We start from the raw sequence: 15,266 nt of genomic DNA, 5'->3' as shown, positions 1-15,266 counted from the left end.
TTAGCTTACAATCCTATCGATTCCCTTGTAATGTTATTCGCCTCTAAAATTTCATCAATCTTAACCGGCAAACCTGTTACCATCGATTTATCCATCGCTTGTAAAAGCGCTACAGTTCCGATGCCTTCTTTCAAATCAGGATAAGCCGTAAATTTGTTGTTAATGCTATCTGCAAAATAATCTAAGTAATTTTGATACTCCCCGGCATGATGGCTTTGTCCTTCAAAACGAAAATAATGTTTCAAAGTAGCATCGCCCCAGGTAATTACTTTTTCTTCGCCGGTTTTGGTGGTTACCGAGTAACGCAATTCGTGGTAATCGGCCTGGCTTGCGCCTTCCGTTCCACGTAAAATACAACTCATGCCACTATCGCGACTTGCAGGTTGCGTTGGGCCTGTATATGCGCCACTAACACGGGCAATTCTACCATCCTTAGCTTTAAAAATAAAGTGCATGGTATCTTGATTTTTCAAACCCGCCTTTAAGCCATTTGAACTTAACATCCCATAACCCATTACTTCCTCAATATCAGGCATATACCAACGCACAAAATCAACCGGATGGCTTAAACCGCCATACAACCATTTAAAAGACTCTTTTAACGACCAGCCTTTCTCTAAAAACCAGCGATGATCGGCGTGGTAATAGCTCTCGATGGTAATCAATTCACCAATCAAACCCTTATCAAAATCTTTCTTCTGGCGCATTGCCGGTTCAAAAAAACGAGAACTTTGCCCGACAAAAATTTTCCTTCTCGATTTTCTACTCAATTCTAAAAGCTCATTTGCCTGAGATAAATCATCAATAAAAGGCTTGGTACAAACCACATGTTTACCATGTTGCAAAGCCAGTTTTATATGCTCAAAATGCAAATGGTCTGGCGTGTAAATCGCAATCATATCGATTTTATCACTGGTTAACATATCCTCATAATTTGTTGTCCAGTTTTGAAAATCAAATTCCAAAGCTCTTTCTTCGCAAAGTTTTTTATTGGCATCACAAATTTGAATGAGCTTAAATTTTTTGCTCGCCAACGATGCAGAAATTGTACTTCTGCCTTCTCCTAATCCTAAAATTCCTAATCTTAACATGTTATTGTTTTCTAAGCGTTATTGTTTTTTTCTTTTTTTCTGGTCAATATGTTAACCAATCGTCATACTGAATTTATTTCAGCATCACACATTTTTCATAACTATAGCTTTATGATACTGAAACAAGTTCAGGGTGATGACCGCTAAAGCATGAGTCTTGTCTATTTTTAGTCGTCATTGCGAGGCGCAAAACAATCTTAATGCGCCAAATAAAAGAGATTGCTTCGTGCCTCGCAATGACGTGTAAATTATTCTATCGGTTTAAAAAACACCCAAACTTCATCAGCTTTTGTGCCTTCTATTCCTTCCTGATATTTTTTCATTATTTGATTCCATTCATCAACTTTTGGATTATTTAAAGTCGTTTTTGGATTTAAATCATCTAATTTTTTCCCTTTCGGGATGCTGATAATCAACATTAATTGCCTGTCGTTTTTAAAAATAGCTAAGCGCTGAAATTCTGCATTGCAAAAGCCTTTTGAAATTTCCGGCCATTTTTCGAATTGTGTTTTATGGTACTCCAGATATTCTTGTTGCATCTTTTCATCTTTAACTAAATTGGCAGATAAAATGATATTTTCCCATTCAGCTACTGGCTTTTCATTGCAGTTTTTTGCTCTTGTAAATTCATAAAACAGATTATCGTACAGCTTAATTTGATGAGCATTTAATCGCTTTAAGGTTTGCTGTAAACTTTCTACCTTTAATGATGAGGTGTAGAGCACAATCCTATTGTTCCATTTGTAAATTTCACCTGGCAAAAGATTATTTTCTTTCGCAAAATTTTCAAGAACATCATCCGAAGGCTGTTTTCTATCTTCATAAATCAATTCAAAAACAACAGATTTATCTTCTGCAGTATTAATTCCACGCTTAGAATAAGCACTTTTCTCTTTTAGTAAATACTGATAATTTTGTTCTAAGCCGGCGCTTAATTTGATGTTATCAGAAACTTTCAGTCCGTTGCTTGCCCACAAATTACCAGGCCCGTTGGCGTTTTGGAGGTATTTTTCAGTTGGTGTCCAATTATTTTTGATGGTGAATTGCGACGAGCCTTCATCAGTATATAGATAAAACCAATGCTCGGGAAGATGAGCGTAAGGCGCTTTGTAAATGCTATCAATTACGTTCTCAGTGATGAAAGAATTAGGTTGCGCCGATAAGGTATAAATTCCGGCGACATCGTACATGTGTTTGCCGTAATGATGAATTTTATTTGCGCTGATGGTATTATTTTTCATCGCATTTGTTGTTTTTGTCCAGCCCCAACCCAGGCTGATACCTGAATAAGAAACATTACTAATCTCGTTATGTAGAATTTCAATGCCTTGAACATAACCAGCACCAATGCCAACAGCACCCCAATCCTCATTAGTTACATCGGTAATAAAATTATTTTCAATTTTATCATTGGTAGATATTTCTCGCTTATCAGATGGATTATAAGGTAAATGAACTTCGGTTGCTTCATCAGAAAAAGTTCCGATTAAAATAGCTGAACCGCCAATATCTTTAAATAAATTTCCTTTGATTAAATTACCAGATGTGCCTTTTTTATAATCCAAACCTGTGGAAGCCAGATGTTCAAAACGACAATTTTCAAACGAGGTATTATTGGCATAAGTAACCTCAACCGCTGATGCAGGTCGGCCAACCCAAGCCTGATTTTCTAACGTAGATTTATCCTTTGTTCCTGGAATTTTGAGTTTGTAAGCATCCAGCATATACAATCCCGCCTGATGCGGAACGTGACCTTGTTTTGATGGCCTTAACCAAGTAGAATGCTCGAATGAAATGCCTTTAATACTCACAAATGAAACCGGATTATCAATTGTTCCTTCAATTTTCAAAAGATTTTCTATTGCGGGCGCTACAACTTCTGCATTTAGCAAATTTTCTGATGCTTTAGGCCAATAATAAAGCTTGTGATTTTTTAAATCCGCGTACCATTCGCCGGGTTCATTTAAAAATTGAATTGCGTTGCTTAAGTAAAAAGCAGAATTTCCGGTTTTTTCAGAAATCCAGGGAGCCGGCCATGGGTGCTCAGATTGAATTCTACTTTCGGGTTGCATGAAAGCTAATTCGGCACTATTACCAACAATTTTAACAGATTTTACCCGAAGATTTGCAATTGCCCACCATTGGTGAATAAGCATTTCCATGCCTTTAATATTAGCCAGATTGATGTTACTTTGAAGCGGAATTCTGCAAGTTTGTTTTTCCTTGTCCCACGATAAAATCCTCCCCATAACATCGCCATTATAGTTTTTGGCTCGGGCAGCTTTATTTCCATTAACCCAAAGCTGGCGAAATTGTAAGTCGCCTCCATCATAATTCGGCATATCGGTTACCCAAACTTTACCCATAGCTTCTTTAGGTAAGCTTTGCAGGTTGCCAACAAGTTTTTTCCAGCCTTTAATTTTTACACCACCACTTAAAATTACTTTTTCGGTGGCTATAATTTCAGTAGGGCTAGCTTTTGTTCCAGAGTCTTCAGGACGAAGAACGATGGGCTCATTAAGCTGATAAAAACCTTTTTCGATATAAATTTTTATACCCCCATTGATTGATTTATCATTTAACCGGCGTAATTCACTAGCTTTTCTAATCGCCGAATGTAGTGTAGCCAATGGATTTTTTCTAGTACCCAAATTAGCATCATTGCCATTTAAAGACACATAAATATCTACAGAAGAAGCATTTAAACTGAATAACAACAGTGAAGACACTAAAACAAAAAATGCTTTAGCTTGATAAATTCTACGTGAATTAAAACAGTGGTGGTATTTTCTATTGCGATACATATTTAGCATTCTTTTGGCTTTTCTCTTTCCATAAATCTGTTAATGAGATTGCTTAGCGCCTCGCAATGACGAACTATGATTTTGAAAAACCGACTTTAAATAGCTTGTATTGGCGGTAAAATTATATTTCACGTTAGTTGGTTGTGTTGCATCTCTACTTCTTTCAATAACCAGCCAACCGCTCCAATGCATATCATCAAGGGTTTCTTTAACCTTTAATAAATTGATTTTTGGGTCGTTCTGCAACCAAACACCGTCTTCATTTGTCGCATGGATTTGGATAATATTTTTCCTGCCAAGAATCCGTAATTCCTCGTGCAAATCTCTCCCGTTTTTAATCGCATTTGAGAAGTTGAAATAGCTTTTAACATTTTTAGAACCAATTTCTTTAAGCAATTTTAGTTCTCCGCGAGCATCTAAAGAAGTTTCTATCCCGATTATAACTCCTGATTTTGCAGCCATCTGTCCGGCAATTTTTAGCCTCTCGATAATTGCTGGTCGCAATTCTGGATTTTTAACCAAATCGCCCTGAACTCCTAAAGGAAGAAACGCAACTTTGATATTCATCGCCCTGGCGGTATCCAAACAATCCTGAATCATTTTTTGATAAGTTGGCCGCGTTGAGAAAGATTGAGCGTAAAAACCTGTCATGGCTAAGGAGCAAAACTCCAGATTTAACTCCTTTGCTTTAGCCATGTATTCTTTAAGTATTTCTGGGTCAGACAATTTATTGTCAAATGTTTCTCTATTGCCCAAGCCGCCCATATCCAACTCTAATCCATCTGCACCGATTTCTTTCGCTAATGGTAAAGCACTAATTTTTTGACGCTTAAGAATCATTAAATCGATTACTGCTATTTTATATCTGCTTTTCTTTGCTGATGCCAGTAATATATTTGGCAAAAGCAAAGCACCGGTTAGCAAAGCGGCGTTTGAGATAAAAGTTCTCCTGTTCTGCTCCATTTATTTCGTAGTGTTTGATGGGAATAATTTCTCTAGGTTTTCGAATCCCATAACCGCATTTTTAGGCAATTTCTCACCATTATCGCCAAATACATACAATGCGTTTTCTCTCTCAATGGTTACTTTACTTTCATCATATTTACCCATTTTATCCTTAACCGCCGATGCATTAAGCTTGAAATTCTTAATCAAAAAATCGTAAAGCGCAATGCGTTTATTGATGCCAAAATCATGCTTCTCCGTAGGCAAGTGAACATTTTCAACTTTATTCTTCACACCATAATAACCATACATTTTTTGTAAATACGGAAAATCGTGTTCAGGTGTATGCGCTGTCCAGTCGCCACCATCTGAAACTAAAAGTTGCGGTCGGGGTGCAGCCATTGCGGCTAGCTCCACATTATCTGTTCCGCCTGCACACTGATGGATTGGCATACCGCTTTCGCATGGGCAACCACCATAAAAGTATGACGACATTGCTACAACCGGAGCACTTAATTTTATTCTGTCGTCCATTGCGGTCATTAAAATTGAATGACTTCCGGCGCCCGAGCCACCACTAATGCCAATTCGGTTTGTATCTGTTTCTTTAAGTGATGAGAAATAATCTAAAATTCTTATTCCACCCAAAGTTTGAATGGTTTGAGCTAAACTTTTGCGATGGTCTTCATATTTAAATTGCAACATCGATTCGCCCCAGGCAAATAAATCGTAGCTGAAAGCCATAGCACCCATACGTGCAATTGTGGCGCAACGCAGCTGACAATCGGCACGGTAACGTTGTTTCTCCCAGTGTCCGTCGGGACTTAAAATGACCGGAATTTTTCCTTTTGCCTTAAGTGGTTTATACAAAGAACCATTAATCCACACACCGGGAAGTATCTCTAAAGCAATGTTTTCAACCGAATAACCATCAAAAATTCTTTTAGCTGTTACAATTGGCTTTGAATTTGGTTTTTCTGGCAACGGAGACAATAACAAGGCTTTATAAAGCTCCGGTTTTATTTCTTCCTTACGTTTTTCCCAACTGTTTTTATCAGAATATTTTGTAGCTAAACTGTCCAGATAGTTCCATCCATCCTGAACTTCCCAACGATAATATTCATATTCCTTTAACTTATAAACGCCCGGTTTTTCTTTGTTTACTTTCATATCCAAAGGCGCTAAAACGTTAGCTAAAGTTTCATCTACATCGGCCCGAAATCGCCACTCGGCATAATTAACCCATTTATCTTTTACCTGTGGCTCACTGTATTTTATTTGAACTTTGAAACGCATTTGAATTTCTTTCAGAACGTCTGTTAGCGGTTTTTTGTAGAGTTTATCAGAGTTTTGAGTTTGGGCATAGAGGCTTGTAAAAGCACAAAAAAACAAGCTAAGAAACAGCAAGAAAAAGTTAATAACATTTTTATATTTTAAAAGTGATTGCTTTCCCGAAAAACCGGAACGAGCTTTATCTGGTAATGAAGACCGACCTATCGTCATTGCGAGGTTTGATTTTTCATCAAGCGAAGCAATCTCTATAAAAAAATTAGATTGCTTCGTCGTGCCTCCTCGCAATGACGATGTGGCGATAAATGGAGCATATACAACGGTCGTCGTTGCGAGCGATAGCCGAGCAATCTTTGTAACTAACTTAAAAGATTTCTCCACTTCGGTCGAAATGACGGCATTTCGTGGTGATTTCTCAATCTTTCTCATGGCTCTTCATTTTTAGTTTCTGTAATTACCGGTGCTTTATATCCATTTAGCTTTGGCCAAACGCCATTCTTAATTTTCTTAAGCTTTAGTTTTGATGGGTCTACAACTACATGTTTAATTTTTTCTCTTCTCCAGGTGTAGATAAAATGCAGCATACCATCAGCGGTTTGAATAACAGCGGGATAAGAATATTGACTAATCGGCGAATCTTCCAAAATCAAAGCTGCAGACCATGCCTTTCCATCTTTAGAAACCGAAACATTTAACGGCGTTCTTGGGCCTTTCGCTAAATCGCCGGGAGGTAAAACATGGTTATAAACTAAAACATGTCGACCGTCTTTCATCGTAACTGCATCCGTACCCGAATTGTTATTTGGTAAAGATGTTTTGGTTAATGCCGACCAGGTTTCTCCGTTGTCTTCAGACCACGACTCAACAATTGCCCTGTTTGCAGTTCTGGCCAAAATTTGAAGTTTACCATTTCCATGTTGTAAAATACTTGGTTGAATGGCTTTAATTCCATTTTCGGCAATTGGGCCAACTGTTCTCCAGGTTTTGCCATTATCTTTGGTAACCTCAAAATGAATTTTCCAGCCATTACCCTCTCTGCTTGATGGAGCAAAAAGATTTCCGTTGCTTAATAAAACTGGCTTATTTTTAACTGGGCCAATGTAATCATCAGGAAGTTTAGTAGCCTCAGACCATGTTATTCCGCCATCTTTTGATGTTTTCATTAATCCCCACCATTCAGAGGGTTTAGGACCGATTTTGTAAAAAAGCAGTAAATCTCCGCCAGGCACCTGATACAAAACGGGGTTCCATGTTGGTAATCTATTACCATCCGGCTGAATACCATTTGCCGCAGAAACCGGAGCTAGCCATTTTCCATCAACATAACGGCTAATGTATATTTCTACATCGGGGTTTCTTTCTTTTGTACCTCCAAAAAATGAAGCGACCAAACCTGTTGGTGTTTCAGCAAGGGTTGCCGAATGACATGATGGAAATGGTGCTTTTTCGTACAAATACTCTTGCTTTACAAAGCCCTTTTGCCATTTTTCTACTTGCGCTTTCGCCGTTATTGCTAAAGCGATAACAAGTCCTATTGTGATGTATAATTTTCTTTTTAACATAATTACTTTTAATCAATTTTCTATAAATGGTTGTTATGAGGCGAAATAAAATGCTTAATTACACTTTTTCGTCATTTCGACCATAAAGTTGCACTCCACTCGTCATAACCACTTTATCTATTTCCCTTCTACTACAAACTCATAATCGCCAGAACCTACTTCATAAACTGCCCTGCCATTATCCATTTTTATAAATTTTAAATCTTTAATCGATTTCACTACTTCCGAAACTTCATTTCTGTTATTTGCAGGAACATAAACCTGTGCCGATGTATTCGGCGGCACAGTTACTTTCCAATTAAACTTGCTACCAGTTTTAGAGTAATTACTTTTAATCATTCCATAAACTGAATTATAACTTGCATTAACCGAATTCAAACCATTAATCATTTCTGGTTTTAAAGTAATCTGCTTAAAAGCAGCATTTTTAGATTTAATTCCGGCAACGTTTTCATAATACCAGATTAGTAAATCGCCTAGCATCATCACATGATTTTGCGAATTCATTTTAGGGTCGGCGGTGTTTCCATTCCATAATTCCCAAATGGTAGTTGCGCCATTATCAACCATATAACCCCAACTTGGGTATGTTTTTTTTGTGGCAATAGTGTAGGCTAAATCCGGGCGACCGAAATCATTTAAACAGCGCATAAGCCATTGTATTCCGACCAAACCATTACTTAAATGCCCTTTATTGGTTACTTCGATGGTATGGGTAATATTTTTAAAAACGTCTTCCACTTTATTCTGAGGCACCATTCCGAAATAAAGTGGAATAATGTTATCGGTTAAAGCATTTGATGCATAATAACCTTTCTCATTATAATATTTTTGGTTGAAAGCGTCTTTAATTTTATTACCCAAATCCTCATAATTTTTAATGTCTTCTTCTTTACCAATGGCTTTAGCAAACTGCATCATCAACTTTGTGAAATGATAATAATAGGCTGTAGAAATTAATGCAGAAGGATACTTTTTATCGGCACTTTTTCCTCTGCCAAATTCGATGGTAATTGGCGGCATGCACCAATCGCCATAACTATCTTTGGTTAAAATATAATCCTGCATGTAACGGCTTTGCATATAAGCCAACCATTTTTTCATCGCCGGATAATTATCACGAACGGTAGAAACATCGCCGGTTTGTTTGTAAACCATTTCCGTAACCAAAAGCATCGCTCCTGGCCAGGTCATATTGTCGCTGTAATACCTCCAAAATGCCGGTGCAACATCCGGAATTGCACCATCTTCTTTTTGTGAATTCCGAATATCTTGCAACCATTTTGTATAAAATCTGCCATTATCAAAAACGAAACTTTCGCCATAGGCAACTGCACCTCTGTCACCAAGCCAAGGCATGCGCTCGTTCCGTTGCGGGCAATCAATCGGAATGCCTTTATAATTCCCTGCAATTCCCCACCAGGCATTTTTAAAAATCTGATTCGTTAGCGCATCCGATGTTTCAAAAGTTCCTACGGTTTTAATATTATCGTAAATCATTTTGCCTACGAAATCATTTACCGATGGCTGATAAGTAAAACCGCTTAATTCCACATATCTGAAACCGCGGTAAGTAAATGTCGGTTCCCAGGTTTCTGTTTCGCCGCCTTTTAAAGTGTATAAATCGGTACATTTCGCATTGCGAAGATTTGATGTAAAAAGTTCACCATTATCTTGCAAAGATTCGGCAAAGCGTAGTTTGATTTGTTTTCCACGCAAGCCTTTAACCTTTATCTGCAACCAGCCAACCATGTTTTGACCCATATCAAGTACGTATCTACCACCAGATAATTTTGAAATCGAAACAGGTTTAAGCGTATTCATCACACGCATATTTTCATTCATTTGGGCTTCAATAATTCCGCTAGGTTCCTGTACAAATTCTGCTTTCGCCCATTTGCTATCATCAAAACCTACAGTATTCCAACCAGCAGCTTCTTTCGTTGCATCGTATTCCTCGCCATCATATTCATTATTGGTTCGGATTGGGCCATCTGTCGTTCCTTTCCAACTATCGTCTGTATCGATATTTGCAATTGAACCATCGCTGTAAACAATATGAATGTTCAAAAGCATTTTCGGGAAACCAAAAGTTTTAATTTTATATGGCTTTTCATTTTGGCGCATAGCGAAGAAACGACCATTGCCTAAAATAGCGCCAACAGCATTTTTGCCATTAATGATGTGTGATGTAACATCGTAAGTGTTGTATTTTACATTGCGGGTGTAATCTGTAGCGGTTGGTTTTAAAACATCTTCGCCAATTTTTTTACCATTGATGAATAGTTCGTACAACCCTAAACCAATGATGGATGCCGTTGCAGATTTCACGGTTTTGTTGCTTTGAAATTCTTTCCTGAAATACCTTGCAGATAACCTCGAATCTGTTTTAATATTATCCCATGGGAAGGCTCTGTCGAAACCAATCCAACCTTTTGGCCAGTCTTTGTAATTTAACAAACCCATAGAAAATGAGTTAACAGCCGACCATTCGCTTTGTCCGACATTTGTCCAGATTTTAACTTTCCAGTAAACTTTTAAACGACTTTTAAGTGGTTCTCCATCATAATTAACATGGATAGATTCTGATGAATTTACCCTTCCCGAATCCCAAATATCGCCCTCGTTCGCTTTTAATTTTTCTTCTGATGAAGAGGCTAAAAGCTGATAAGCCGTTTGCATTACATTGCGTTCTTTAGCGATAATATGCCAGGCAAACCGTGGCTTTTCTGCATCAATTCCTACCGGATTAGTCAGCATTTCGCAAGTTGTGTTTTGTAAAGTAATTTGTGCAAAAGCTTGCCCAACTAACGTGATGCAGATGCTGATGATTAATATGTAGGTTTTAAAATTCATTTAATTAATTTCTATACTATCGTCATTGCGAGGCTGGATTAGAGCGAGCCGAAGCAATCTAATCTTTTTTCAATTGAGATTGCTTCAGCGTGCCTCCTCGCAATGACGGCAGCCATCATCGTCATTGCGAGGCTGGATTTGAGCGAGCCGAAGCAATCTATCTTTTTTTTTGTCAAATCATTTTACTTATCAGATTGCTTCGTACCTCGCAATGACGACGTATCGAGAGAAAAATCAAAATACAACACCATTTCTAAAGCTCTGCCCGGTTCCTTATCAAAATCATAAAAAACGTGTTTCATGCCCATTGGTCCGGTAGTTTCCGGTTTTTGTGTCTTCGTTCCTATGGCTGATATCCCGTTCATAAAAGAAATATCGCCGTTTGGAAAAGTCGGACTCATATTATCCCATTCCGTATCTTTAGATTTTTTTGGCGTAAATAATCTTAAAAATACATCTTCCCTATCGGTTACCACTTTAAAGTTCTGTGTTTTCCCCACAAATTCGCACCAATACAAATTTGAATAGTATCCTTTAAATTCAGGATACTGCCAGGCTGGTTCTCCCGTTGCAGAATCATTATAATCCTTTTTAAATATACCGAATTGTGTCCCTTTCATACGGTTTTTCCATACACGATACGGCCCATTTCCTTTATATTCAACGGATTTAATTTCTGTTTCGGGATACGAAAAATTTAAGCCAACAAATGTTGTGAAATATGCTGATGGAAAATATTTAACTTCCATTTTTAACCATCCTGATGGATATATTGTCCACTGCAAAGTATTCCAGCTTTCCTTTTTATCAAACTTTGATGAAATAATTAAATTCTCCCCATCCATTTTGGTTGAGAAATTTTTGAAATTATTTACCGCATCCTGTAAAACGGGGCCGTTTGAAAATGGAATTACGCCCTTTGCATTTTCAGCCTGCTGCAGCAGTCCGTTAACTTTATTAAATGTTAAATCGATTCCATTTGCAGAAACCTGATAAACTTTGGCATCCTCTTTTAAAATAACTTTTGATGAAGCAGTTTTAACTACCATTTCGTCAGCATCATCTTTTGGCAAAGCAATTGGATAGCTCCAGGTAAAAAGTTCCTTTCCATCAGGGCCATTCGCCGTTAAATATAGTGCATCGAAATTTCTCCAATCTGCCGGAAGATTGATTTGCAATTTTGCTTTCTCGAAAGGTTTAACATTTGGGGCATCGGCTTTGCCTGATTTTAAATCAGCATCTGCGCCAGCATTTAATTTTTTCAGCCTCCATGTGAAAGTACATTGATTTAGATTGGTGAAGGCGTATCTGTTTTCCAGCAAAAACGAGCCATCAAAACCAGCGGTCATTTCTCTTTTTTCGACAAAAACCGGGCTCCACACTTCTTTAATGGTAAAAAAGCTGCCTTCTTTTTCATGATATGGTCCAACAATTCCATCCGGACCATGATTTCCATCCGTATCTAACTCGCCATTTTTATCAGTACGCACAACGGCTTGGTCGGCAAAATCCCACAGAAAACCACCGGCAGAAAGTGGATTATTCCACATAGCATTCCAATAATCTTCAATTCCGGCACCATGACCGCCATCCCACATGCCATGCAAAAATTCGGTTGGCATTAAAATATTATGCCCATGGTCGTAATTTCCAATGCCGTAATTAAACTCACGGTAATGTGTGGTTTCAAAGCCGCCAAAAACTTCCCATGGATGAATTACAGCACGTTTTTGAATATCTTCTTCGGGAAAAATATGGTCTAAATCTCGGTTATGACCGCCTTCATTTCCATTAGCCCAAAATATAATCGATGGATGATTTTCATCATTCAACATCATCTCTTTCAATAATTTTGTTCCGGTTGGCTTATCGTAATTGCCATGCCATCCAGCCAATTCATCCATAACGAACAAACCCAGAGAATCGCAGACATCCAAAAAATGTCCATCGGGTGGGTAATGCGACATCCGCACCGCGTTCATGTTCATTTCTTTCATCAACAATACATCAGTAATGCTGATTTTTTTGCTCGTTGTTCGGCCTGATGTTGGATAGAAAGAATGGCGATTTACGCCTTTAAACTTCATTTTAACACCATTTACGTAAACGCCATCACGTTCTTTTACTTCTACCGTTCTGAAACCGATTTTCTTTGTTACCTGATGAATTTCTTTCCCTTTTTTGATTAGGGTAAAGTTTGCGGTGTAGAGATTTGGAAATTCTGAAGACCATAATTCAGGCTTATCAAATTGATGATTTACGAACAATTTCTGAATGCCTTTTGGAATATCAGCCGTGAATTTGTTGCCGAATTTCTTGCCATCCTTTTGCATAAGTTGCACTTCAACTTTATCCGCCTCGCCAGTAAAATTCAATTGAGCATTTAAAATTCCGCTGGCTTTTGCGTCAATCTGAACCCTATCGATGTGAGTTTGTGGTAAAGCCTCCAAATAAACTGGCCTGAAAATGCCGCCAAAAATCCAGTAATCTGCTTTGCGTTCGGCTTCATTTACCGATTGATTAGCAGAATGTTTGGATACTTTAACTTCCAATAGATTATCGGCGCCAAGTTTAATCAGTTTGGATATATCGTATTTAAAAACGTAAAAAGAACCTTGGTGAACCTCTCCAGCTAGTTTTCCGTTAATTTTCACTTCCGTATCGGTCATCGAACCTTCAAAAACAATATTGATTTTTTGGTTTTTCCAATTTGCCGGAACTTTAAAATTGAACTTGTACAATCCTTGTTCTTTACCTTTATTTTCTTCCTTATTGAAACCGTAGTTGTACTTTCCAAAGCCTTGCAATTCCCAATTTGAAGGCACAGGAATAGTTGTCCATTTACCCGAATTTGCACCTGCCGTACAGAAGAAATCCCAATATACGGTATTATCATTTCCAGTTCCTGAAAGATATAATTTCTCCTTTTGCTGAGCTTTCACAGCATCAAACATCACTACCAAACAAAAGAAAAGTATAAATCTAAGTCTCATTAATTGGGTTTAAATTGATTGGTTAAAGGATTATCTGTTCGGAAAGGTAAAGCTGGTAAATCATTAGTATATAAATTTCCTTTCGGATTTTCGGACCAGTTGTAGCGAACCTTTTTAGGGTTTTTAACTTCTGGAGCACTCAGCACAATGTCTGTACCTTTCTGAAAAGCGGTTGCTTTAGTGTACTTATTATCAGGACCGGCAATTTCAAAACCTGTAAAATCATCTCTAGTAGGTGACACAAAAAATTTCAGGCTTTCGAAACTTAAAATGACATATTGCATATAGATGCGCTTTTTTTTCAGGGTCGGCCCAGAGAAATCTATTTTTTGCTGATAGGTTTTGCCCAAAGCTAAAAGCGCTAGTCGCCTGCCTACTTCCCACTTATAGGTTGGGTGCAAATCAGCACCATTATCATTCAAATCATTGGTAGAAATCATTCCCGTATTTGGCATACGTAATATTTGCTGTTGGGCTTCCCAAAAATTCGGCAGCGTTTCTGCAGTCAATGTTACTTTATCACTTTTTTGCTTACTGTAATCGTATGGCGCAATCTGGACATAGTAAAAAGGCATATCCTTTTCATCCCAGGCTTTCCGCCAGAGATTAATTAATGTTTTTAATTTATACGAATAACTAATGGTTTCATTCAAAAAGCAATTTGTTTCGCCTTGATACCAGAGAAAACCACGGATTTTAAATTTGGAAAGTGGCTCAATCATCGGTGTATAAAATTTTCCAGGGTCGTTACTCACCTTTAGGTTCTGAAAATATTTTTCCTGATTAAAGGCTTCGGGAGCAATCCAGGGTTCTATGGCACTGCCAGAAACTGAAGAAGAGATTATCCCGACAGGAATACCTAATTTATCTTGTAATTCTTTGGCGAAAAAATAACCAACTGCTGAAAATGCCTTTAGCGCTGAATCTTTCGCAACCGCCCAGCTTTTGTGAATGGAATCAGGTTTAATTAATTGTTTCCTGTTTACCAGAAAAACCCTGATTTCGTTGTTGTCTGCTTTTTCAACTTCATCTGCAGGGAAACCAAGTTTTTCATTTTTAGGTTTTGGAATTTTAGCCAGCTTACGCATTTGATATTCCATGTTCGATTGACCGGAACAAAGCCAAACTTCGCCAACCAAAATATTGCTGAGCTCAATTTTATTGGAGCCGTTGATGGTCATGGTTTGCGGTTTTGAAGATGTTTTCAAGGGCGCTAAAACCACCAGCCAATTGCCGTTTTTATCTGTTACAGTTTGTTTGGTTTGACCAGCAAAATTAACTTCTACTTTTTCCTCAGGAGATGCATAACCCCAAATATTAATGGATTTATCGCGTTGTAAAACCATATTGCTCGATAAAATTTGCGGCAACAGGATTTTTGCGTTAGCGGAAAATGAAAATAATGCAAAAATTGCAGTGAATAATAAAGATTGCCACATTTTAACATTTCCCGATGACGATTGCACTCCCGTCATTTCGAGCAAAGTGAAACGTAATCGAGAAATCTTTTTTGTTAGGCTCAATGATTTCTCGGCTTTGCTCGAAATGACGGTAAGAGGCGATTGCTTTTCCGAAAATTCGGAACCAGCTGTACCAAGCAATGACGATAATACATGCGTCATTACGAAGCCGGGCTTGTGCGAGCTGAAGCAATCTAACTTATCGAATGAGATTGCTTCGTCGTTCCTCCTCGCAATGACGATGTGTTTAATGTTCCTTCCCATC

Annotated in this window: 8 protein-coding genes; all 8 read right to left on the bottom strand. The window is 38.0% G+C overall.

Features of this window, described 5'->3' with window-relative positions:
* Positions 1-5: 5 nt before the first annotated feature.
* The 8 genes from LUA86_RS14040 to LUA86_RS14005 all read right to left on the bottom strand — a co-directional run bounded on the left by LUA86_RS14040 (position 6) and on the right by LUA86_RS14005 (position 15,265).
* On the bottom strand, positions 6-1,091 hold the full coding sequence (locus tag LUA86_RS14040) for a Gfo/Idh/MocA family protein (RefSeq protein WP_231463777.1): 1,086 nt from the start codon (positions 1,089-1,091) through the stop codon (positions 6-8).
* A 248-nt stretch (positions 1,092-1,339) separates the two neighbouring features.
* On the bottom strand, positions 1,340-3,895 hold the full coding sequence (locus LUA86_RS14035) for an L-rhamnose mutarotase (protein WP_231463775.1): 2,556 nt from the start codon (positions 3,893-3,895) through the stop codon (positions 1,340-1,342).
* Positions 3,896-3,934: 39 nt separating this feature from the next.
* Positions 3,935-4,858 carry a sugar phosphate isomerase/epimerase gene (locus tag LUA86_RS14030; protein ID WP_231463773.1) on the bottom strand — a complete coding sequence of 308 codons (924 nt, stop codon included), beginning with the start codon at positions 4,856-4,858 and terminating at the stop codon, positions 3,935-3,937.
* Positions 4,859-6,559 (bottom strand): acetylxylan esterase, encoded by a 1,701-nt coding sequence (locus LUA86_RS14025; protein ID WP_231463772.1) that lies wholly within the window; start codon positions 6,557-6,559, stop codon positions 4,859-4,861. It lies immediately after the preceding gene.
* Positions 6,556-7,692 carry an exo-alpha-sialidase gene (locus LUA86_RS14020; protein WP_231463771.1) on the bottom strand — a complete coding sequence of 379 codons (1,137 nt, stop codon included), beginning with the start codon at positions 7,690-7,692 and terminating at the stop codon, positions 6,556-6,558. Before LUA86_RS14020 ends, LUA86_RS14025 begins: the two co-directional genes overlap by 4 nt.
* Positions 7,693-7,809: 117 nt before the next feature.
* Positions 7,810-10,548 (bottom strand): alpha-L-rhamnosidase, encoded by a 2,739-nt coding sequence (locus LUA86_RS14015; RefSeq protein WP_231463769.1) that lies wholly within the window; start codon positions 10,546-10,548, stop codon positions 7,810-7,812.
* A 182-nt stretch (positions 10,549-10,730) separates the two neighbouring features.
* On the bottom strand, positions 10,731-13,541 hold the full coding sequence (locus LUA86_RS14010; RefSeq protein ID WP_231463767.1) for a glycoside hydrolase family 2 TIM barrel-domain containing protein: 2,811 nt from the start codon (positions 13,539-13,541) through the stop codon (positions 10,731-10,733).
* A complete protein-coding gene (locus LUA86_RS14005) occupies positions 13,541-15,265 on the bottom strand; it encodes a sialate O-acetylesterase (protein WP_231463765.1) in 1,725 nt (574 codons plus the stop codon). Before LUA86_RS14005 ends, LUA86_RS14010 begins: the two co-directional genes overlap by 1 nt.
* Position 15,266 lies beyond the last annotated feature (1 nt).

Origin of the sequence: Pedobacter sp. Leaf132 (assembly GCF_920984695.1) — a bacterium.
In the GTDB taxonomy this organism is placed as follows: Bacteria; Bacteroidota; Bacteroidia; order Sphingobacteriales; family Sphingobacteriaceae; genus Pedobacter.
This window is presented reverse-complemented; position numbering and strand designations above follow the sequence as displayed.